We start from the raw sequence: 23063 nt of genomic DNA on the forward strand, positions 1-23063 counted from the left end.
GGGGTTTTTGAGATTATTTCAACGACTGTTTAAAAAAGTCCTCTATGCATACGTTATAAGCAAAAGAGTTCTTTGTGTACACATCGGAAATTCTCAATAATTTCTCATCTTGCACATTCTCTATGCGCAACGATCTTCTACAGTCCTTCATATTAGGACAGAGTCGAAGTTCATCAGATTGGGATCCAATTTGAACATAACTCACGTCATTTCCAAAAAGGTCCGTTCCTTTTATGCAAGACAGCTCTCCCGCCAATTTTATCTCTTGATATTTTTTCTCCTTCAAAAGAATCTGAGATCCCAAAGAAGGTGCTGGAGAAAAAACGTAGCTGACTCCAATAAAAAAAAGTAGGGTGATGCCAATCAGATAGAAAATCCTTTGCAGAAATTTCTTGGAAGAAAAGAGAGGGAGTGCATTATTCATCTTTAAAGTACTCTTTTTATCGCCGTTTCCCCACGAAACGGATGCATCACTATAAATCGAAAGATGTAGATTCGTCAACATCTTGTACTAGATAGTAGAAAAACTTGCCACAAAAAAAAGAAAGAATATACTATTCATTATAAATACATTTTTATGGTCCCTACACTTAATGATCTTCTGAAAGCTATACCCTATCCTTTGGATACTGCTGATAAGCGTCTTTTAAAAAAAGCCTATGAAATGGCAGAAAAAGCGCATAAAGATCAAAAAAGGAAATCTGGAGATCCCTATCTCATTCACACTGTAAACACAGCTATTAATCTTGCCAATATAGGAATGGACCCCACAACTATAGCAGCTGGTCTTCTTCATGATGTTCCTGAAGATACTACCATTTCCTTGGAAGAAATATCCAAAGAATTTGGTCCGGAATTAGCACATCTTGTTGATGGAGTAACAAAACTTGGACATATTCGTCTTCGAGGATCTCAAGAAGAATACTTCTTAGAAAATTTACGCAAAATGTTTCTTGCTATGGCGGCAGATATTCGCGTTGTTATTATTCGACTCGCGGATCGTCTTCATAACATGCAAACATTAGAACATCTTCCTCCAGAAAAACAGCAACGTATTGCAAAAGAAACCATGGAAATATTTGCACCTATAGCTAACCGTCTGGGAATTGGAGAAATGAAAGGAGAGCTTGAAGATTTATCTTTCAAATATATTGATCCTGAGAGTTACAATCTTGTTAAAAAACTTGTTGATTCTACTCACGAAGAACGAGAAAAACATCTCGAAAAAATCGTAGAGGAATTAAAAAAAATTCTTCAAAAATCAGGCATTCGTTATCTGGAAGTTTGCGGTCGCGCTAAACATCTCTATCGACTTTTTCTCAAGTTAAAGAAAAGGGATATGGATATACGAAGAATTTACGATCTCAAAGCTGTTCGTGTCATCGTTCCCAATGTCGCAGATTGCTACGAGACTCTCGGAGTTGTTCATAAACATTATCGTCCCATGGTAGGAAGAATAAAAGATTACATATCTCTTCCAAAGCCAAATGGGTATCAATCTCTTCATACGAGTATATTTGGCCCTGATGGACGAATTTTCGAAGTACAAATTCGAACAAAAAAAATGAATGAAGAATCTGAATATGGTATCGCGGCTCACTGGATTTATACTGAAAAAGAAAGAAAAAGTTGGAAAAATATTCTCTTTCACAGCAAACAAAAAACTCTTCCTCAAAAAGAATTAATTTGGGTTAAACAACTTCGTGAATGGCAAGCAGAAATAGGTTCTGATAATGAAGAATTTCTCAAAGGACTCAAGATTGATTTTTTTAAAAATCATATTTTTGCCTTTACTCCACGAGGAGATATTATCGATCTTCCTGAAGATGCTACACCTGTTGATTTCGCTTATTCGATACATAGTGAAGTTGGAAATAAAACTACAGGAGCAAAGGCTGATGGAAAAATAGTTCCGCTTGATTACCACATTCAAAATGGGCAAGTTATAGAGATTCTTCAATCAAAAGAAAAGAAAATTCCTAGTCGTGATTGGCTTAAATTCGTTCGAACGAGTAATGCAAAATCACACATTCGAAAAGAATTAAAGAAAAATAATAAATTTCTTTAAGAATGTTTTTTAAATCTCGATATTTTTTTAATTTTGATAATTTAATGTATCAAAAAATTCTACAAAAAAATAAATTAGATTTCTTTTTTTCGAAGTTTTTCAAGAAAATTATGCAATTCTTTTTTCGAATAAAATTCAATAGCTACCTTTGCACCATCTCCTTTCTCTTGGATTCTTACTTTCGTTCCCAAAGTTTCACTTAATTCTTCTTCAGATGATCGAATTTCAGGGTTTTGGTATGTTCTTCTAGATCGAAAACGAGAAAGGGAGGAAACTGATCTCAATCGTTCCTCTGTTTGGCGAACAGTAAGACTATCTTTTATTATAATTTCATATAAAGCTCTTTGTTTTTCTCCATTTTCAAGAGATAAAATAACTTTTGCATGTCCAGGAGTAATTCTCCCCTCTTCGAGACCTCTTTGAATTTCAAAAGGTAAATCCAAAAGACGAACAATATTTGCAATCGTACTTCTTTTCTTTCCCATACGAAAAGCTACTTCTTCTTGAGACAATTGAAATTCGTCCATTAATCGACGATAAGCGCGAGCCTCTTCCAACTGAGAAAGGTCGTGTCTCTGCACATTTTCTAGTATTGCCAATTCAAATTTTTCTTGAAGTTCTGCCGTACGAACAACAACAGGAACCTTCAATAGACCTGCCATTTTTGCAGCACGAAGACGACGTTCCCCGGCGATTAATTCATAATCACCTGTTTCTTTTCGAGTAACAATAAGAGGTTGAATTATCCCGTGACGTCGAATAGAATCAGAAAGTTCAATAAGTTTCTCTTCGTCAAAACCAATCCTTGGTTGATGTGTATTGGCAAGTATTTTTCCAATTTCAACTTCTGTAGTATTTTCTTCTTGTGTCAACAAAGGATCTACAAAAACATCTTCTTGATAAGCAATTGTTTTGGGGGCAAAGGTTATCCCCGATTCTTTCTTATACAAAGGCATTCCCATATTTTTTAAGGGGGAAGCATTTTCATTATTTTTCTTTTTTGGAGGTATAAGAGAAGAAAGTCCTCTTCCTAATCCATGTTGTTGTGTCATATTTTCAAAACCGAATAAGCACTCATTTATTTATTTTTTTCTAAAGACGCTTGTTCTGTTAAGGCTATAACTTCTCGAGCAAGAGCTTTATACGCACGAGCACCTTTTGAAAAAGCATCAAAATCTAAAATTGATTTTCCAAAACTCGGAGCCTCAGCCAAGCGAACGCTTCTCGGTATAATACTTCTAAAAACCGTTCCAGGAAAATGATCCTGAACTTCTTTTACAACTTGTCTACTCAAACGATTTCTTCGATCATACATAGTAAGAAGAGCCCCCATAATCGAAAGTTCTGGTTGAAGATTTTCACGTATAAGAGAAATGGTTTCCAAAAGTTGACTCAATCCTTCCAAAGCATAATATTCTGCTTGAACAGGAATAATAATTTCATCACTCGCAACAAGTCCATTTACAGTAAGAAGTCCAAGACTTGGAGGACTATCAATAACAATAAATTCATATTGGCTACGTAAGTGTTGAAGAACTTCATAAAGTCGATATTCTCTATTCTCTAGATGAATAAGTTCAACACCCGCTCCAGCAAGTTCTGGAGATGCAGGAAGAACATCTGGATACCCCTCAGGACCACTTAAAATAGACTTCGAGGGATGTTCTCCAGAAAAAATAGCTTCATAAAGACCTCCTTTTCCTAAAGATCGCACAGAAATACCAAGACCAGAGGATGCGTTACCTTGAGGATCTAAATCTACGAGAAGAACTTTCTTTCCTCCCCGCGCCAAATAAACTGCCAAATTTACCGTTGAGGTTGTTTTGCCAACTCCGCCCTTTTGATTGACAAGTGAAATGATTTTTGCCATATATAGAGTATACTATAAAACAATCTCAAAGGAAATGTCTATAGGTTTTGCCGAAGTGATGGAATGGTAGACATGCACGACTCAAAATCGTGTGAGGCAACTCATGAGGGTTCAAGTCCCTCCTTCGGCACAAAATAAGAAAAGCTCTTTATATTTTAAAGAGTTTTTCTTTTATTCGCCAGCCAAACATTTTCAATAAGACAAGCTACTGTTACGGGTCCTACTCCCCCAGGAACAGGTGAAAGAATAACATCTCTTTTTTCAAAATCTTTTACCAAAATATCACCAAGAATTATTCCGTTCTTTTTTTCAATTCCTCCATCAATAAGGATGGCTCCGTCTTTTATATTCTCAGAAATAATACTTCCAGAAATTCCCAATGCAGAAATAATAATATCAGACTTTTTCATTTCTTTTGAAAAATTCTCTCCCGAAGAAAAAATACCATATGATGATTGTAATCCTTTTATTTTTAAAAGATCGCTCATATATTTTCCAAAACCATAAGAATTTGCCAATACAAAAGCTTTTTTTCCTATTAAATTTTCCTTTGAAGACTCCAATAATTGAAGTATCGCCTTTGGAAAAGGACACACAAAACAGTTTTTTTCTTCTGTCAAACACTCTCGACTTTTTAAAGTAAGTCCGTCTACATCTTTAGTAGGGTGAATACTATTAAGGAGTTCTTCCTTATTTATATTTTCAGGAAGAGGAAGTTGCACAAGGATTCCGTCAATATCATCATCCCCATTAAGGTGTTCTATAACTTCTCTTACCATTTCTTGAGGAGAATCTTTTGGAAGAAGATAATCACAAAATAATATCCCGCAACGATGCGCTGCTTTTTTCTTAAGATCTATATAAAGTTTTGACGCTTCATCATCCCCCACCAAAACAGCAGCAAGTCCAGGCATTCGTGAAGAGTTTGAAATTTCTTCTTTTATTCGATCCAAAATACTCTCAGCAATAAGTTTTCCTTCAAGTTGTTTCATATAAAGTTACAAAATAAATAAGAAAAAAAGTAAAGCAATACCTATACGATAAATACCAAAAGGAATAAAAGTGTTTGTTTCTACAAAACGAAGGAGCCATTTAATAGTCAAAAGTGAAACAACAAATGCGGTTAAGAAACCGACAATGAGAAAACCCCATTGTGTAGTATTTACTGAACCACCACTTCTTACAATATCTAAAGTACTCGCCGCAAGCATCGTGGGAACTGCCAAAAGAAAAGAGAATTCCACAATAACTTTTCGTCTCAATCCCAAAAAGAGACCGCCAAGAATAGTTGCTCCCGATCGGGAAACTCCAGGGATTACCGATAATACTTGAAAAACTCCTACAAAAAATGCCGTCTTATATGAAATCTGGGAAATGTCTTCCGTTGCTTCTTTTTTTTCTTTATGAAATATTTCAAACAAGATAATCAAAATACCCCCAAAGAAAAGCGCTCCCACAACTATTTCTTCGGATTCGAATAATTTTTTTATAAAAGAATAAAAAAGTCCTCCTATAATAAGCGATGGGATCATTGCTACTATGAGTTTCTTAATGAGTTTGGGATTATGTAGTATTTTCCGAGCATATAAAACAATAACTGAAAGTATTGCCCCCAATTGAATTACCACTTCAAACATCTTAAGAAACTCAGTCTGTGAAAGATTGAGTAGTCGTGAAGCAAGAATGAGGTGCCCCGTAGAAGAAATTGGCAGAAATTCCGATATCCCTTCGACTATTCCTAAAATAAAAGCATCAAAAAACGACAACTCCATAGTAAATATACATCATCAATATTTCAATCTTTAGGCAATCTATCACTAACCACCCACAAAAGGATATCAAGTTATTAGCCAAAATACAAATCTACAAAGGTAAAAATGGATAGGTTTTATTGTACAAAAAGTTATACTCGAGAATTTACTCAAAAAATACTAAAACACAAAGTTCCTATTTAAAAAAATATTCATGTTCTTTCATAATTCTAAATTAGTACTTTAATAATAATACTCTTTTGTGGGAGATCTTTCATGTTTTATCTTTTCTCTATTCTATTGCACAGTTATCTTCCAACGATGCAGTGCTTGAGAATTTCTTTGTGAACTGCATATATTAGTAGCGCTTGTTTTAAATTTCGCACAGTACACATAGAAAGATCCGTTTGCTATATGATTTGCGGAAGCATTATCACTAACTACCGTACAATATTGATATCCACCATCTAAGCCTTGTTGACTTGCTGGTTCTTCTACGATAGTTTTTGAGAATTTCCAATTAACACCGTCAACTGATTCATATAGTTTTACAAACGTATTCTGCTGATTCCAAGACATCCGTGATGTAGCAAAATAGTATCTTTTTGTAAGATTGCTCCATACTATTTGTGAGTGAGAGATTCCTTGAATTCCTAAAGAATCACTCCTTCCTCCCATGCCAGGCTCACTCCAAATTCCTTGAAAATATTTTTTCCAAAGATTTGTACCTACATGACCCGCTCTAGCAGAAGATATAACATTTCCAAGATTAGCACGTGCAACAGCTACCCCTGCTCCAGATTTTTCATCGTGAAAATATACATACATATAGCCATCTTTGATCATATAAGGAGCTCCTTGTATATTTCCGATAGGATCCTCTAACTGAGATATTATTCGTCCTAAATATTTCCATGTATTCCCACTATCATTTGACCAAGCAAGACCGATACGAGTTTTTCCTGAGCCTGGACTGGAATGACCCACAAGCTCTTCATGAACAATTCCTATATATTCTGAACCACCAACAGAATAAACACCCACAAGCCAAAGTGCTACAACATCATTCAGACTTGGATTAAAAGATGTAAAGAAATTAGTGCCCTTATCTACTTCATTTATACAGTATCCTGAAGCATTTCTATTACATGTTTTTTTCATCCATATTGCTGAAGCATAAGGATTATCTAAAGATCCCTTAAGTTGTGTATGTCTAATTTCTCCAGTACACACATAACTTGTTGCATACCAATAAGTTCCTCCTGGTAACATTTTTAATGGCCCATCAATCATTGTTTCATTGAGTATTCCTCGGGAGGTGTCTGTATTATTTGAAACAATAGTAGCCGGAGAGACGGTGATAGAGCCTCCCGTGTTCGAACCCTTAAACGTAGCCGTTACATTACGAGCTCGTGTAAGAGATACAGAACACGTCTTACTTGCTCCTCTACAGTCTCCTGCCCATCCTTCAAAAGTATTTCCGCTTTGAGGTGAAGCTGTGAGTGTAACCTTTGTATTTTGAGGTAATGTTTTTGAACATGTTGTACCACAATTAATTCCAGAAGGATTTGATACTATTGTTCCTGCTCCAGTACCAGCTTTTGCTACAGTAAGAGTTTGTTGTCCTTGTTGTGTAGAACAGTTAATTTTCTTTGGTGAACCACTAATGACATTGTTTGGTCCTCCAGAAATATCAATAGCATGAATGTATATATTCTTTTCACCTTGATTACGGAATGAGGAAGGAAGTTTACAGTCAAAGCCATGAGTTCCACTAATACCATAACCTTTGTTTATATCAGGTCTGGAAACTTTTGTTTGACATCCTGCTATAAATTTTCCTCCTTTACCATAAGGAGCTCCTTCATAAAAATGAACCCAGATAGATGTTCTGGAGTTATCAGGATCATAAGCCCAACCTTTTACACTACAAGCACTGGAGTCAGGACCATCAAAAGCTCCTATAGCAGGTTTAGCACTTGCAGCATCTGAAAATGGTAAATCAAAAGAAATTCCTGAGAAGATATTCGATGTTGTTGTTTTTTGAATAAGAAGAATACTTCCAAGAAAAAAGCTTATGACAAGAAGAAGAGAAATGATTTGTATTTTAGAATCTTTTTTTTGTTTTTTTTTGTTTTTTTTGAAAACATAGTTGTGTGTTTTAGGTTATAGTAGTAATGATACTCTTTTGTGGGAGATGTTCAAGACTATTACAAAAATAAAAGCTGAATAGATCTTATCTTGCATCAAGAAACATAAAATCCCCTCTTCGTCTTACAGAAAGAATCATCATTCCGCTTCCAGAAAATAACCATCTTCTCGATTGTATCCTCCCAATTTTTTGTATTTTCCTTTTTTTCCAAAAACCGTAATATCATTATTATCTTTTCCCTGTACAATCTTTTTGATTCCTATGTTTTTGGCATAGGTTTCAAAATATGTTCGTAGTTGTTCTTTTAATTGATCTTGGTAAGGAATGCTATAATCAGTATTAGCTTCGATATTATCTACCACAAGAGTTACTTCTTCTGTTTTTTTATTTTTTCCAATCCACAGCCATGCTGCGACTACAGGAATATCTTTTTTTTCATCACGAATAGTTACTACTTGCATACCTACATCAGTAAGATAATCAGCTATGGTAGATTCTTCTCCCATATGTTCACTATCTATACGGATACAACAATCTGTATAATTTCCAAGATAAAGATCTTCATCCGGATTACGATTCCAAAGTTTTACGCTCATAGGTATTCCTTCAAGAGAAGTTCTTTCTTCCGATTCCAGAAGTGTGTGTACCGTACGCATATCAGAATGAATATGATCTCTATCTTCCAAAAAAACATTCTTCTCCAAAACAGAAGAGAGAAAGCGTTCTTTGAATCCTTCACCAAGTACGTTTTTTATGGTATCCGCAAGTCTCTCTTCTATCGATTCCATACGAAGACGAAATGTACCGAATACCTCTCGGAAGGATCGTTCATGATCTGTTTGTTGTTTTTTGAGTTCGATTCGTTGTTTTCGATATTCCGGTCCGATGTTTCCTTGAAGAGAATGGAGTTTTTCTTCAATATCAGAATATTGCTTGAGAGATGAAGAGAGTTGTTCAAATACTTTTTTCACCAAAACTACATCTCCTCGTATACGGTCATAAGCAGGAACCGTTCTTGGATTGGCAATTCTTTGTTCGAGAGATGCGCTGTGTTTTTCCAATCCTTCTATTCTTCTTTGTAACTTTTCGATAAAAGTTTCATCTCGAAGCTCTTCATTTTTAAGTTCTTCTTGTTTGATAAGATCTTCAGTTTCTTTCTGTTGTAATCGTTTTGTATGAAGTTCTTCCTCGAGAGATATTGTGTCTTCTGTATATTTTTTTTCTTGGAGATCTTTTTTGAATGTTGTTTCGATTATAGTTGCGATACGGGAAAGATAGTTGTTTACATACTGTGAAAACGGCTGAGAACGAGAAGTTTCCAGAAGACGGTGAATATTGTCCATCGTGGATACGTCTTGCTCTTTCCCCAAATCGAAGAATGCTTCTTCTTTGTAGTTGAGCCATTCATCTATATTGATTTCTCCTTCTTCGAGAGATTGTACTATATTTGGATTGTTTTTGTATTCAAGGAGTCGTTCTTGCATATGTAAACGAAATTCCAAAGAGTCAAGATCACTTTCTTTTGTTTCTTCTTTTGCTTGGTAAAGAAAATCAATATTTTCTTGAGATGGTATATCGAGAGTTGGATATTTAAGAATCAGTTTTATGGCGTATTTATTCTTCACCAAAGCTTCAGACAGAAATGGTTTCTCATACATCGTTTCTATGAGATTGTGTTTTTCTTGTGAAGAAAGAGTAAGGAGCTCCAGAAAAGATTCCACGGTCAAGCGAGAGAACAAATCGGGAGCATTTTCTTGAATTTCAGAAAGATCTCCTTGGATCAAAGAACTGGAAAGAAAACCTTGAATGGAAAGATTGTGGAATTTTTCGAAATTTTGGATGATAGGATATACACAATCCCCCTTTTCAATAAGGCGAATGGCAATGTTTTGATAGTCAAGTCCTTGGAATGTGTCGAGGTTATAACAAACAGGACGTCCTCGCCCCTTTTCAATAAGGAAAATGGCGATATCTTGATTAAGTCCTTGGAATTTGTGAAGGTTAAAAGCGACAAAGTCTCCATGTCCTTTTTCAATAAGGCGATAAGCAATATCTTGATAGTCAAGTCCTTGGAATTTTCGAGATTTTGGGCAATATAACTTTCATACCCTCTATCAATAAGACGATGAGCGATATCTTGATGGTCGAGTCCTTGGAATTTTTCAAGGTTATTAGCAACAGATTTTCCATCCCCTTTTTCAATAAGGCGAATGGCGATATTTTGATGATCAAGTCCTTGAAATCTTTCAAAGTTACTGGCAACAGCATATCCATACCCCCATCAATCGATGAGCGATATTTTGATTGACGAATGATATTAGCAGCAAAAAAGCCCGTTCTCTATTTTGATGGTCTTGATAAGTCTTGAAATTTGTCGAAATTAGAGGCGACAGAATATCCCTGTTTTTTTCAAAAGAGATTCCTTGAAATTTTGGCGAATATCCATCCCCTTTTCAATAAATGAGCAATGTCTTGATGATTAAGTCCTTGGAATTTTCAAGATTTCAGAAAATCCGATACCCTTTTAAGAAGATTGGCAATATCTTGATGGTCGAGTCCTTGGAATTTTTCGAGATTTTGGGCAATATAACTTTCATACCCTCTATCAATAAGACGATGAGCGATATCTTGATGGTCGAGTCCTTGGAATTTTTCAAGGTTATTAGCAACAGATTTTCCATCCCCTTTTTCAATAAGGCGAATGGCGATATTTTGATGATCAAGTCCTTGAAATTTTTCAAGATTTGAAGCGACACTATCTCCAAACCACCTTCCAATAAGGCGTTTAGCAATGTCTTGGTGGTCGAGTCCTTGAAATTTTTCAAGATTTTTGACGAGATATTCTCCACATCCCTTTTCAATAAGACGGTGAGCAATGTCTTGATGGTCGAGTCTATTATATTTTCCTTCAGAAAGATTTTCTATAACCACAGAAACATTCCCTTTTTCTATTTCATCCGAAACACTTTGAAGAGAGAGAAATTCTTGTTGTTCTTCTTTTGATGTTTCTATATTATTGGAAATATTGTTTTGAGAAAAATTTTCATTCATAGGTATTCTATTTTTATTAGATATACTATTTTATTCAGATCACTCCACTGTTACACTTTTTGCGAGATTTCTGGGTTTATCTACATCAAGACCTCGTTCTACCGAAACGAAATAAGAAAAAAGTTGAAGAGGAATAACGCTTAGTATCGGCGTAAGCATCTCCAATGTTTTTGGAATTTCAATATAATCTTTGGTAATGTGAGCAATTTTTTTATCCCCCTTAGTTACAATAGCAAGTACATCTCCTCCTCGAGAACGCACTTCCTCCATCCCTGTTAAAGACTTCTCGTAGACACTATCTTTAGGAGCTAAAAATAAAGAAGGAAATTCTTTATCAATCATAGCAATTGGACCATGTTTTAATTCTCCTGTTGCTAGCCCTTCAGCATGAATATAGGAAATTTCTTTTAATTTAATCGCCCCTTCCAAGGCTACGGGATAATTATATTTTCTTCCAAGAAAGAAAAAATTTTTCCGTTGTGAATATTTTTTAGCCAATTTCTTTATAGAAGAAGTATTTTGTAATAGGAACTCAATTTTTTTGGGAAGCATTTCCATTTCTCGAAGAATTCTTTTTCCCATGACTAAAGACATCTCTCTTCTTCGACCTAGAAATACAGTAAGAAGTGCGAGGACAACAAGTTGAGAGGTAAATGCTTTTGTTGAAGCTACTGCAATTTCTGGACCAGCATGATTGTATACGCCAGCATCAGTTTCTCGGGAAATAGTAGAACCCACAACGTTTACTATTCCCAAAGTAAGAGCTCCTCTATTTTTTGCCTCACGAATTGCAGCCAAAGTGTCTGCTGTCTCTCCGGATTGTGATAAAGCAATGACTACTGTTTTTTTATCAAGAAGAGATTTTTTATATCGAAATTCATGCGCATATTCCACTTCAGTTGGAATTCCAGCATATTCTTCGAGCATATATTTTCCCACAAGACCAGCGCATCGGGCTGTTCCACATCCAACAAGAAGTATTCTTTCAATACCTCTTAATTTTTTCTCCACATTTGAAAGTCCGCCGAGTCGGGCCATTCCATCATCAAGAAGAATTCTTCCCCGTAAAGTATTTTTTAGAGACAGTGGCTGTTCAAAAATTTCTTTCAACATATAATGAGCAAATTCGCCTTTTTTCACTTTCTCCCCAGACCATTCCAATAGCTGTGGCTCCTTTAATTTTTTCGATTGATTTGAAAGTGTTCGCAAAGAATATTCTCCTTTTGTAATAATCACAGCTTCATTATCATCCAAATACACAACACGATCAGTGTATTCAGCAATAGCAGAAGGATCTGATGCTAAAATAAATTCTTCTTTTCCAACACCAAGAACCAGAGGACTACTCAAGCGTGCTGCAAGAATTTTTTCAGGATCTTCACTGCTTATAGCCACAATAGCATAGGCTCCACGAATTTCTAAAAGTGTTTTAAAAAAAGCACTCTCAAAATCCATCGTTTTCATTTTTTCTCCAATAAGCTGAGCGATTACCTCACTATCAGTTTCTGAAACAAATGTACATTTTTTCTTTTTAAGAGATTCTTTTAACTGCGTATAATTTTCAATAATACCATTATGAACAATAGCTACTCGTTTGGACATATCTAAATGAGGATGAGCGTTTTTTTCTGATGGTTTTCCGTGCGTTGCCCACCTCGTATGAGCAATTCCCAAAAAAGTTTCCGCTTTACTCGAGAAAAGTTTCTCTTCTAAATTCGACACTCTTCCAACAGCCTTTATAACCTCCAAAAAATTTTCCTCTTTCTCTTTATTTTTCAAAATAACCGCCATACCAGAACTATCATATCCTCGATACTCCAATTGTTTTAATCCTTCAAGAAGAACTTTTTTTGCTGAACGCTTTCCGATATATCCAACGATTCCACACATACTTGTACAATGTGTAATATAAGCGTGAAAAAAAAACACGCAAAAAAACACTTTTTTATCTCATTAAAATTTTCTTAGCTTCTTCTAAATCTTTTACTTCAAAATCACAATATTCAGTTATTTTCTCTTTATAACGACCCTCTACTCGTGTTACAAAAATGGTTTTTATAAAAGGATTTGTTATTTTTACATTCTTGATATGTTCTGGCCGATCATCCAAAAACCAAGCACTATCTTTTTCTTCCTTCAAAAAAGATTTTATTTCATAACCCTTGTGAATATCTCCCACCAAAATACTCCGAAAAAAACTCTCAATACCCGATCCTTTTATTTTATTTTTTTGAAAATCAGAAATACCAAGAGATACAAGAAAAAGTTGATATTTTTTTTCCTGAAAAAATGTAAGAAATGGAATAACATCAGAAAAAATATATCGACTACAATGATGAATAAAAACTTCAACAGCATTTCGAAGTTTCTTTTCATCAAAGGAAATTATTTTTTTTAATTCAAGAAGATGCTCTTCATAATCATACCCTATCGTTTTGCATTGGCGTTCTTTTACTCTTTTGTATGTTTCCATGAAGACTTCTTTACTTATTCCTTGTAAGAAAAAAATTTCCTGAAAATCTTTTATAAATTCTCCTGTATAAAAAAGTACATCATCGAAATCAAGAAAAATTTTTTTATTCATATTCATTATTATACTACGAATATACAAGATTTTTTTCCTAAAACTTTTTCCCTTTAGAATGTCTCTTTCAAATTACATCTTCAATTACTTTTTGATCTTCCATTTCCAAAAGCAACATAATTACTTTAGCAAGTTTATCGCTGTCATGACGAATAAATGCTCGAAGAGACGCAATAGTGTCTCCAATTTGCATTTCAGGAATACTCTCGCTTATGACACGAGAAAGAACGATTTTATACGATCTTTTATTTGCTTCTTCATCTTTTTTATAATCAACCAACGTTCCTTTTCCTTCTTTTCGTTCATATTTTTCAATAAGTTCTTTTTTGGGTTTTTCAGTATTAACAATAACATAATTAATTCGACCTTTTCCTATATATTTTTCAAGTGAATCTACATAATGTGCCACACCCCATCCACTTGTATGTCCCTTTTTATTCGTGAGATTGCATACATAAATTACTTTTGCACGACTTTCTCGTATAGCTCGGGCAAATGGTTTGATTACAACGCTTGGCAAAATACTACAATAATGATTTCCTGGACCAATAATAATAACATCCGCCTGGTCAACCTGAATCAATGCCTTTGGATAAGCACCAACGCGCGATTCGTACCATATCTTTTTTACTCCTTTTTCTTGTATATCTGAATGATTAATAGCATTCTCACCTTCTAATATAGTTCCGTCACCAAGTTCCAAACGTAACTTTGCATCATGGTCCGTCACAGGTATGACTTCCCCGGAAACATTGAGAATTTTCATTGCATCTTCAATGCCTTTTCCAAAAGAACCATTAATTTTTTCTAAAGCACTTAAAAATAAGTTTCCAAAATTATGACCTTTAAGACCCCCTTCCGAAAAACGATAATTCATAAGTTCTCTCATTTTTCCCGACGATTGTGAAAGCGCCACAAGACATTGTCTCACATCACCCGGAGGCAATACTCCAAGCTCATCACGAAGTACGCCTGTAGAACCACCATCATCAGCCATGGAAACAATAGCGGTAAGATCTGATGGGTATTTTTTTAAACCCAAAAGTAATGTATATGATCCCGTTCCTCCTCCAAGCGTTACTATTTTTCTTACTTTCATATATTTTTTCTCTCCGTCAAAAAATTCTCAAATAAAATCTATTATTCTTTCTTGAGCCAAAACAAGCGCTTGAGGATTTCCTATAGGAAACCAATCTACTGCTCGAAGAACTTGAATATTATTTTTATCCTTCATATTCACAAGAGTTTGAGGAAGGCCATATTCTGTTTGTGAAATTTTTACCAAAGGATAAGAAAAATATTCTTGAGTTAGCATATAAGCAGCTGTATTTACCAAACGGAAATTTGGATCATGAGGACGCTCCAGAATATCCTTCAAATTTCCCTGATCATCCGTTTTCAGAACTCCAAATTGAGAAGAGTCTTCTACTTCTATAGCCAAAACAGCTAATTCATATTTCATCAAATTTTCCAAATCTTCTTTTTTATACAAATCATCTCCCATAATCACTAAAAAACGTTCTTTTAAAATACTTTTTGCGCTATGAAGGATTTTTCCTGTTCCATCAATTTCTTCATGAATAATATATTGGATTTTTTTTCCTTTATAAGTATCTCCAAAATAATGTATAATTTTTTCTTTCAAATAACCCACGATAATAATTACCTCATCAATAGCATCGGGGAGCATTTCAATTGTATATGCAAGTTTTGGTTTTCCTCTAAGAAAAAGCATGGGTTTTGGAATATCATTGCAAAGATCTCCCATTCTTGTTCCTCGTCCCGCTGCAAGAATTACACATTGCATAGTTTTCTACTTATTATTTTCATAATTCTCTTTTCTATGTTTTTACATCTTACACTATTGTCTTGATTTTTTCACCTTTTGCGTGTACAAAAAGGATGGTCAGCTCGACCCAATGAATCAAAGGAGATTCTTTCATGTTTCTGAAAAAGTTCTTTTTTTTCCTCTCTCTGAGTATATTTATGGCAATCTTTTTTTCGGGTTGCGGTGCGACATTAAGAGGTATGGAATCTGATCTAAAGAAGCTCTTAGAAAAAGGGTCTTCTTTCTCCTCAGCTCATCCCACAGAAGTGTGTGAACGTTTTTACAACAAGTCAAAAAATCTCTATAGACAATGCTTACATCAAGAGATTGAGACGAAATTATCACCCGAAGACCGAGAAAATTTGTACTCTTTGGGGCCATTATCCGGATGTCAAAAATATTCTCAAACAAAAAATAGAGCATCCTTTCAATCGTGCCAAATAAAAACTTTTGTTTCTCAAAAAGTTCGAGAGTTTGAATCTTGGCGAAGAAAAAATCCTCCCCTCTAGAAAAAAAGGAGGGATCATCTTCAAGCGAGTTTGTTTTTACAAACTCGCTTTTTCTATAAGATATATCACTCTTTTCCTATACTATGACCACCAAAAGCATTCCTCATAGCAGTAAGAACTTTCCCTGTATAACTAGGATTTCCTTGTGATTGTTTGCGAAAATCAAGTGATTGCTCAATATTTTTAACAGACACATCCCAGCTCTTTGCAATATCAACCGTCCACTGACCCTCTCCACTGTGAGAAACTTCTCCAGAAATATTTTCAAGATTCTCTCCATAATATTCCATACCCTTTTTGAGCCAGCCTATCAATCGAGATTCTACTACACTTTTATGATTATAAAGATCAGCGACATCACAAAGATTAAGATCGAATGGGGATTGTTTCATAAGAGTAAAACCCTCAGCAATCGATTGCATCATTCCGTATTCAATTCCATTATGAACCATTTTTACAAAATGTCCTGCACCAGAAGGTCCAAAAAATTTATAAGCATTCATTGCGGAAATATCTTGAAAAAGTTCTTCACATTTTTCAAAAATATTCTTCTCCCCTCCCACCATAACACAAGCCCCATTTTTAGCTCCTTCAGGACCACCTGACACTCCAGCATCTATATAATAAATTCCTTTTTCTTTTAACTCTTTATGTCTTCGTATCGATTCTTGAAAGGGAGAATTTCCTCCATCAATAATAATATCACCTGATCGAATGTTCTTAATAAGATCCGTCAGTACATCATCAACTTTTGTATAAGGAACCATCATCCAAATAAGTCGAGAACCTGACGAAAGAAGTTCTACTCCATTAGCAATTGTTTCTACTGGAATAATCCCTATTTTTTCTCCTTCTTTTCTTACAGATTCGGATGTATCATATCCAATTACTCTCCAATCCTTTTGGACAAGTCGAGTGGCCATATTTATACCCATTTTACCAAGACCGATATAAAAAATTTCTTTTTTCATACAAAACTATTTCTTATATTTAAATTATAAACATATCACCAAAAAATATTTTTTTCATATTATCCAATTTTTCACACTATCTATTAGAATCTTTTATAACACAATATACTTTCAAATTAATGGTGTATTTTATCCCACAGAAGAAGATCCTCGATCATATTCAATGAGAGGAAGATTTTTCCATTGTTCCAGAATAGGCGTTATAAATGCCCATTGAGCTTTCACCTCATCTGTACTCGGAAATAATGTTTGGTCATTTCGTATCGTTTCCAAAAGAACATGTTCATAAGCATCAGGAATTCTTACAAAATTATCTCCCTCTTCATAGCTAAATCGAAGTGTTTTTCTTTCTAATTCTTTAGAAAATCCTGTTCGTTTCGCCCAAAAACAAAGAGAAATTCCTTCATTCGGCTTAATGTGAAATGTAAGTGAGTTTCCACATCCATAGGGATTACCTATGGGACAAAGAGCTCCGAAATTCGATTTTTTAAAATTTACTCGAATAAAGGTTTGTGTTACATCCATACCCTTCCCACTTTCCAAATAAAAAGGAACACCTCTCCATTTTTCTGTGTCAATATGCGCTGTTATGCGAAAATATGTTTCTGTTTGAGAATTTGGATCTACTCCAGATTCATTCCGATATCCTCGATATTGACCACGCACAATATGAGAGCAATTTATTTTTCCGAAAGTGTCCTTTATGCAAAGAGGATTAAGATATCGCAATATCTCAAATCGCTTTGATCGAATTTCTGTATCTGAAAACTCCGAAGGGCTTTCCATAGCAGTCATCGCCAACATTTGCAAAATATGATTTTGCCCTACATCCCGAAGAGCACCGATTCCATCATAAAAATTCCCTCGCCCTTCAATCCCAAACGATTCTACCAAACGAATTTCTACCGATTCGATATGATCCTTATTCCAAAGAGGTTCAAAAATATGATTAGCAAATCGAAAATTTAAAATATTTTGTATCGTTTCCTTGGCCAAATAGTGATCAATGCGAAAAATTTGTCTTTCTTCAAAAAGAGCCCCTAATTTATCATCCAAAAGCTGAGCTGTTTGAGTATTTTTTCCAAATGGTTTCTCCACAAGAATTCTTCCCAGACTTCCATTTTCTGAACAAGTACGAAGGAGTCCGCTAAAATGAATATTTTCAAATATAGTTTCATATCGCTCAGGGGAAACAGCTAAGTATACAATTTTTTCACTACATGATCCGAATATTTTATCCTGAAATCGAAGTTGTTTCGTAAGTTGCTTGTAAATATCAGGATCTTCGAATACTCCTATTTCATAAATAAAACATTCTGAAAAGCTTTTCAACATCTCTTCATTAACATTCGAACGAGTTTTGGTTATCACTTCTCGTACATATTCCTGAAAAGCAATTATGCCATATTCACTTCGAGAAAGTCCTATAATCCGAAATTGGCCTTTCGTAAGAATTCCATCACAATACAAATCCCAAAGTGATGGTATGAGTTTCTTCCGAGACAAATCTCCTGTAATGCCAAAAATTAAGAAGGTTATTGCTTTTTTTATTTTTTCTTGAGAAATTTTTTGTGTCATATGTTTCTATTTATTCTTTTTTAAAAAATAAATTTTTTATTTTTTAAAACTTTCTTTATACTATCATAAAAATAACCTTTAAACGATTAGGATATTCATTCGAAATTGTTTGTGTTATACTATCTTTATGAAAAATCATCATCAAACACAAAGTTTATCCGAAGAAAAAGAAAAAGCGCAAGAATTTCATTCAAAAAGGTTTCTAAAAATGTCTTGGCAAGCGCGAGAAAACGAAAAAGAAGATAAAAACATTCTCATACTTTTTGGCATTGAAGGAGCTCTTACGCTTATCGTTATCTATGCAATAATAAACCAAAATCCCATAATGGCTATTACTTTTATTTTAGTAGGGATTGTTCTTTATCTTGAATTTCAAAAAGAATCCCCTCTTCTTTCTTTCTCTATAGAAGTCGATGGGATTCATGTAAATCGCGAAGTATATCCCTATGAGAATATAGAATCTTTTTGGATTTTTTATGAACCCGGTCAAAGAAAAATTATTAGTCTTCATACTAATGGAGATCTCACGCCCTATGTACACATTCCTATTGGAGACGAAAATCCTATAAAAATACGAGAAATTCTTGAAAAAATTCTTCCGGAAGAACCCCATCCTATTCGATTAGTTGACATTCTTGAGAAATACTTTTAAGGTGAGAGGGTTTTCTGTTTACAAAAATATGTCCTCGTAGCCCAGTGGATAGAGCGTCCGGTTGCGGTCCGGAAGGTCGCAGGTTCGATTCCTGCCGAGGACACCAAATAATATTTTCTCCCTTGTAAAAAATATAACGAAACGAAATAAATACTATTCTTTTTATTCGTTTATAAAATTTTACGTTTCTTTTCTCTCTATTATTTTATCGTATTCTTTCAAAAGAAATTTTGTGATTTTTCCAGGAACTCCTTCTCCAATTTTTTTTCCATCTACAGAAATAACTGGAACAATTTTTTTATTCGATGCTGTGATAAAAACCTCATCAGCATCAAAGAATTGTTCTAGCGAAACATTCTCTTCGTATACTGAAATATTCCCAGCCTGAGCAATTTGAAGAGCGACAAGGCGTGTTATTCCACCAAGAACATCTTCCTTCGGAGAAAAAATGGAGCCATTTTTTACAATAGAAATATTACTCGTTGATGCCTCCAGTATTCTACCTTCCCACACATAAAGAATTTCAAAAATATCTTTTTTTTCAGGATATTTCTTTCGAAAAGCAATTGGAGTAATATAATCTATTGTTTTTGCTTCAGGAAAATATCTTTTATGTTCAAGAGTTTCCAAAGAAACACCATATGTATAATTTGTTATAGGCAAAACATGCACATCTTCTATCAAAATAGAAAATGTTTCTTTTCCTTCAGGAAGAAAGCCACCTTCACTCACACCACCAGTCAAAACAGTTCGAATAGCAAGAGCATCTTTATTATTTTTCTCATTTAAAGAAAGAAGTTTTTGAATAATAATTCCGTGTTCTTGTTGAGTAATAGGAAGAGAAAGTCCAAGAATTTGAGCACTCTTTTTTAAACGGTGCCAGTGTTCTTTGTGACGAAATATTTTTCCTTCAAAAACTCGAGAAACATCAAAAACACCATAACCTCGAAGAAAACCAAGATCACGAAGATGTAAAGCTGGTACGTCTAAACTTACATATTCTCCATTCAAATATGCGACATTCTTCTTCATATTATTTTTACTACCAGTAACTACTCAAGAATACCGTCAAGGTTAACATCGTAAAGAATAGCCTCTTGAAGATGACGATAGGAAAGTATTTCTTCTGGAGAAAACCAGATGGACATTTCTTTTTCAGCTTCTTCAGGCGTTCCTGAGGCATGAATTAAGTTACGAACAGATCGACTATCAGCATCTGCTAATTGATAAGAGTCTAAAGTAAAATCACCACGAATAGTTCCCACATCACTCGAAAGAGGCTCAGTTCCTCCTGTTATTTTTCTTACCAATCCAACAGAATGAGCTCCTTGCCATATCATAGCAACAACAGGACCAGAAGATAAATATTTAGCATTTGCTTCAAGAACTGCCATTCCATTTTCTCTATATGTTTCGTAAGGTGATTTCATTCCTTTTCTTTCATATGCTTTTGCAGCCTTTTCTCCAACAGTTTCTAGCCATTCTTCACCACCCACCATATAGTGTTCTCGTGATTTCTCTGGAGTGGGAATAGTCATTTTAAGACCTATCAATTTAAGACCTGCGCGTTCATATCTTTTAATAATTTCTCCAATGAGAGATCGTTGAACTCCGTCTGGTTTGATAATCACAAGTGTTCGCTCTTTGTACAATGATTGCGTTGCTACCATAATTCTTTAATTTTATTATTAAATACTTTCTAAGTGTACCGAAAAAATAACAAAAAGCAAGTTATTTCTTTTTATTGTTCTTTCTTATTATTCTCTTTGTTTAAGAAATTAAATCTTAAGATATTTTCGAACAGCGATCCAACTACTTATAACACCAAGACTAATTCCCACACCAGGAAGTGCCAAAAGTGGCATCCACCAATTTTCTTTTAAAGATTCGATAATGAATTTACTTCCCACAGAACCTTCCACAAGAGGAATGAAATAATAAGCACTTACTCCCAAAAGAATCAGAGTTATTACCGCAGAAAAAAGTCCATAAAAAATTCCTTCGAAAAGAAGTGGGAGTCGAATATAAAAATTAGAAGCACCCACAAGACGCATAATTTCAAATTCTATTCGTTGCGAATAAAAAGTAAGTCGAATGGCATTATACGTTATAAGAGAAGATATTACCAAAAAGATAGTCCCCACAGCAAGTCCTATTTTTTGAAGCATAAGAAGAAGAATATAAAGACGTGCGATATCTTCTTTGTTACGATCATAATTAATAAAGTCTATCTCTTTTGCGTACGAAGATACTTTCAAAGTATTACTAATTGTTTCATATTGATCTGTAAATTTTGCCCGTATAATAAGAGAATGTGATAAAGGATTTGTGCCAATTTCATCTAATGCCTTTCGGATACTTTCATTCCTTCCGTCCGTTTCCAAAAAATTATCAAAGGCTTGTTCCTTTGAGATAAATTCTATAGAATCAATTTCTTGATATTTTTCTAATTCCGTTTTAATGTCCAAAACTCTCTTTTCTTCGACATCTAAATTAAAATATAAGCTTATATTTAGCTGTTTTTCAACATTTTCTAAAGCTGATCGTCCAGCAAGACCCATAAAAACAGTCACACTCATAACAAAGAGTGAAAGAACCATAATACTTACCGTTGCCAAAGAGAGAAGTCCGTTTCGAATGAAATTTCTCCATCCCTCTCCTAATGTTCGATAAACTTTAAGCATTTTCATATACTTTTATTGTGTCTTCAAAGAATGAAAAAATAAACATCTCCTCCTCCGTGTCATTTCTTTAATATATATATTTTCCGATTTTTTCATCTCGAATAATCATTCCTTTATCTAAAGTTATAACTCTTCTTTGAATTCTATCTACAACATCACTTGCATGAGTCGCTAAAATAACAGTCGTACCTATTTCATTCACTTTTAAAAGCAAAGAGATGATACTTTCTTTTGCTCGAGGATCAAGATTTCCCGTAGGCTCATCTGCGACAAGAACGCGAGGCCTATGCACTAAAGCTCTTGCCGTACACACTCGTTGTTTCTCACCGCCACTTAATTGATGTGGGTAAGCATTTTCTTTTCCAGACAAATTTACAATATCCAAAATTCCAGGTATTTCCTGTCGTATTTCTTCCGATTTCCATCCATCAATTTCCAAGGGAAAAGCAACATTTTCAAAAATTGTTCTATTTGGTAATAATTTAAAATCTTGAAAAACAAGTCCAAAATTTCTTCGATAATAAGGAAGGAGTCTTCTTTTGATCGCTGTGGTAGATCTCCCTCCAAAACGAACTTCTCCCTCTGTTGGAAGCTCTTCTGCATAAAGAAGTTTTAAAAGGGTTGATTTCCCCGCGCCACTCACACCCACAAGACTTACAAATTCTCCTTCTTGTATTGAAAAATTTAAATTTTGCAAAGCACAAAAAGAAGTTTCATATGTTTTACCCACAGAATCAAAAACGATCAAAGGTTCCCCATGTTTTTCATTTGGAATTTCTACCATAATTTCTTCTTCATTTTGTTTTGATTTCCAATCGTCCATATATAAAGAATATCACAAAAAGAATAACTCGCCAATATGCTATGAAAAATTTATAGTAAAATTTTTCTTTCAAGCCAATCTTGCAAAATAATTCTCGCCGCCTCTTCATCATCATATCTTTGAATCTGATGAACACCTTTTTCAATCAATTGCATTTGTGCAATTTTCGTCGAAAACATTTCGTTTTGATAATGAACAACTACGCCATAATTATTTTCAAGAAGTTCTCCTAATTTTTCAGCATCATAAAAAACTTCTTCGCGATTAATAGGCGAAGGTATCCCTATAATAACAGTTTTTACTTCTTTTTCTTGAATAATTTCTCCTATTTTTTTTATTATCTCTAACGAATTATCCAGTGTTGTATAGGCAAAAGATATACGTGTTGATTCATCGGCCAAAGCAATTCCTATATCAGATTTTCCCCAATCAATACCCATAAAATCAGCTTTTTCGAAATTTTTACGAACAACACGAGCTCTTTTTTTTTGTTTTTTAAAAAATTGATGATTTTCTTTTTTTTGCATATCTCTATAGAAAAA

At 34.4% G+C, this 23063-nt stretch carries 22 protein-coding genes and 2 tRNA genes; 5 read left to right on the forward strand and 19 right to left on the reverse strand.

The genetic code is table 11. The annotated features are described in order from the left end of the window. Nucleotides 1–13 precede the first annotated feature (13 nt). Complete coding sequence (locus IPN70_01240; protein ID QQS61540.1) at nucleotides 14–505, reverse strand: hypothetical protein; 492 nt, start codon at nucleotides 503–505, stop codon at nucleotides 14–16. Nucleotides 506–577: 72 nt separating this feature from the next. Between IPN70_01240 and IPN70_01245 the strand changes: the two genes are divergently transcribed. Next, a complete protein-coding gene (locus IPN70_01245; protein QQS61541.1) occupies nucleotides 578–2068 on the forward strand; it encodes a bifunctional (p)ppGpp synthetase/guanosine-3',5'-bis(diphosphate) 3'-pyrophosphohydrolase in 1491 nt (496 codons plus the stop codon). Between the two features lie 74 nt (nucleotides 2069–2142). On the opposite strand, the gene IPN70_01250 is transcribed toward IPN70_01245, so the two are convergent. Continuing rightward, nucleotides 2143–3120, reverse strand: a complete 978-nt coding sequence (locus IPN70_01250) for a ParB/RepB/Spo0J family partition protein (GenBank protein ID QQS61542.1) — start codon at nucleotides 3118–3120, stop codon at nucleotides 2143–2145. Between the two features lie 26 nt (nucleotides 3121–3146). Beyond that, nucleotides 3147–3938, reverse strand: coding sequence for a ParA family protein (locus tag IPN70_01255; GenBank protein ID QQS61543.1), 792 nt, complete (start codon nucleotides 3936–3938; stop codon nucleotides 3147–3149). Nucleotides 3939–3987: 49 nt separating this feature from the next. Here IPN70_01255 and IPN70_01260 point away from each other — a divergent pair. Then, nucleotides 3988–4068, forward strand: a tRNA-Leu gene (locus tag IPN70_01260). A gap of 25 nt (nucleotides 4069–4093) precedes the next feature. Here the strand turns inward: IPN70_01260 and IPN70_01265 are convergent. The 9 genes from IPN70_01265 to IPN70_01305 form a co-directional block, all read right to left on the reverse strand. After that, the gene (locus IPN70_01265) at nucleotides 4094–4930 is read right to left on the reverse strand and encodes a bifunctional 5,10-methylenetetrahydrofolate dehydrogenase/5,10-methenyltetrahydrofolate cyclohydrolase (protein ID QQS61544.1); all 837 of its coding nucleotides are present in this window, start codon (nucleotides 4928–4930) and stop codon (nucleotides 4094–4096) included. A 6-nt stretch (nucleotides 4931–4936) separates the two neighbouring features. Beyond that, complete coding sequence (locus tag IPN70_01270; GenBank protein QQS61838.1) at nucleotides 4937–5704, reverse strand: undecaprenyl-diphosphate phosphatase; 768 nt, start codon at nucleotides 5702–5704, stop codon at nucleotides 4937–4939. A 282-nt stretch (nucleotides 5705–5986) separates the two neighbouring features. Next, entirely contained in the window at nucleotides 5987–6982 is a 996-nt protein-coding gene (locus IPN70_01275; protein ID QQS61545.1) for a hypothetical protein, read from the reverse strand. 996 nt (nucleotides 6983–7978) lie between these two features. Beyond that, the gene (locus IPN70_01280; protein ID QQS61546.1) at nucleotides 7979–9625 is read right to left on the reverse strand and encodes a hypothetical protein; all 1647 of its coding nucleotides are present in this window, start codon (nucleotides 9623–9625) and stop codon (nucleotides 7979–7981) included. Between the two features lie 712 nt (nucleotides 9626–10337). After that, the gene (locus IPN70_01285; protein QQS61547.1) at nucleotides 10338–10892 is read right to left on the reverse strand and encodes a hypothetical protein; all 555 of its coding nucleotides are present in this window, start codon (nucleotides 10890–10892) and stop codon (nucleotides 10338–10340) included. A 39-nt stretch (nucleotides 10893–10931) separates the two neighbouring features. After that, nucleotides 10932–12782 carry a glutamine--fructose-6-phosphate transaminase (isomerizing) gene (glmS, locus tag IPN70_01290; protein QQS61548.1) on the reverse strand — a complete coding sequence of 617 codons (1851 nt, stop codon included), beginning with the start codon at nucleotides 12780–12782 and terminating at the stop codon, nucleotides 10932–10934. Between the two features lie 55 nt (nucleotides 12783–12837). Beyond that, a complete protein-coding gene (locus IPN70_01295) occupies nucleotides 12838–13476 on the reverse strand; it encodes an HAD hydrolase-like protein (protein ID QQS61549.1) in 639 nt (212 codons plus the stop codon). Between the two features lie 67 nt (nucleotides 13477–13543). Further along, nucleotides 13544–14575, reverse strand: a complete 1032-nt coding sequence (locus IPN70_01300; protein ID QQS61550.1) for a YvcK family protein — start codon at nucleotides 14573–14575, stop codon at nucleotides 13544–13546. 27 nt (nucleotides 14576–14602) lie between these two features. Beyond that, the gene (locus IPN70_01305) at nucleotides 14603–15283 is read right to left on the reverse strand and encodes an NTP transferase domain-containing protein (protein QQS61551.1); all 681 of its coding nucleotides are present in this window, start codon (nucleotides 15281–15283) and stop codon (nucleotides 14603–14605) included. A gap of 179 nt (nucleotides 15284–15462) precedes the next feature. Here IPN70_01305 and IPN70_01310 point away from each other — a divergent pair, with 179 nt between their 5' ends. Continuing rightward, entirely contained in the window at nucleotides 15463–15813 is a 351-nt protein-coding gene (locus tag IPN70_01310) for a hypothetical protein (protein ID QQS61552.1), read from the forward strand. A 65-nt stretch (nucleotides 15814–15878) separates the two neighbouring features. Here the strand turns inward: IPN70_01310 and gnd are convergent, their stop codons facing one another. Both gnd and zwf read right to left on the reverse strand, forming a co-directional pair. Then, nucleotides 15879–16784 carry a decarboxylating 6-phosphogluconate dehydrogenase gene (gene gnd / locus IPN70_01315; protein ID QQS61553.1) on the reverse strand — a complete coding sequence of 302 codons (906 nt, stop codon included), beginning with the start codon at nucleotides 16782–16784 and terminating at the stop codon, nucleotides 15879–15881. A gap of 129 nt (nucleotides 16785–16913) precedes the next feature. Further along, complete coding sequence (zwf, locus tag IPN70_01320) at nucleotides 16914–18362, reverse strand: glucose-6-phosphate dehydrogenase (GenBank protein ID QQS61554.1); 1449 nt, start codon at nucleotides 18360–18362, stop codon at nucleotides 16914–16916. A gap of 127 nt (nucleotides 18363–18489) precedes the next feature. On the opposite strand from zwf, the gene IPN70_01325 reads away from it, so the two are divergent. Both IPN70_01325 and IPN70_01330 read left to right on the forward strand, forming a co-directional pair. Continuing rightward, on the forward strand, nucleotides 18490–19014 hold the full coding sequence (locus IPN70_01325; GenBank protein QQS61555.1) for a hypothetical protein: 525 nt from the start codon (nucleotides 18490–18492) through the stop codon (nucleotides 19012–19014). 30 nt (nucleotides 19015–19044) lie between these two features. After that, nucleotides 19045–19120 (forward strand) — tRNA-Arg (locus tag IPN70_01330). Between the two features lie 74 nt (nucleotides 19121–19194). Here IPN70_01330 and IPN70_01335 read toward each other — a convergent pair. The 5 genes from IPN70_01335 to ruvX form a co-directional block, all read right to left on the reverse strand. After that, a complete protein-coding gene (locus IPN70_01335) occupies nucleotides 19195–20046 on the reverse strand; it encodes an aminotransferase class IV (GenBank protein QQS61556.1) in 852 nt (283 codons plus the stop codon). A gap of 20 nt (nucleotides 20047–20066) precedes the next feature. Beyond that, nucleotides 20067–20684 carry a nucleoside-diphosphate kinase gene (locus IPN70_01340; GenBank protein ID QQS61557.1) on the reverse strand — a complete coding sequence of 206 codons (618 nt, stop codon included), beginning with the start codon at nucleotides 20682–20684 and terminating at the stop codon, nucleotides 20067–20069. Between the two features lie 108 nt (nucleotides 20685–20792). Next, nucleotides 20793–21704 (reverse strand): ABC transporter permease, encoded by a 912-nt coding sequence (locus IPN70_01345; protein QQS61558.1) that lies wholly within the window; start codon nucleotides 21702–21704, stop codon nucleotides 20793–20795. 61 nt (nucleotides 21705–21765) lie between these two features. After that, nucleotides 21766–22482: a cell division ATP-binding protein FtsE gene (ftsE, locus tag IPN70_01350; protein QQS61839.1), complete on the reverse strand. Its 717-nt coding sequence runs from the start codon at nucleotides 22480–22482 to the stop codon at nucleotides 21766–21768. 89 nt (nucleotides 22483–22571) lie between these two features. Beyond that, nucleotides 22572–23048, reverse strand: a complete 477-nt coding sequence (ruvX, locus tag IPN70_01355; protein ID QQS61559.1) for a Holliday junction resolvase RuvX — start codon at nucleotides 23046–23048, stop codon at nucleotides 22572–22574. Between the last annotated feature and the right edge of the window lie 15 nt (nucleotides 23049–23063).

The organism is Candidatus Moraniibacteriota bacterium (assembly GCA_016699795.1).
GTDB lineage: Bacteria > Patescibacteriota > Minisyncoccia > Moranbacterales.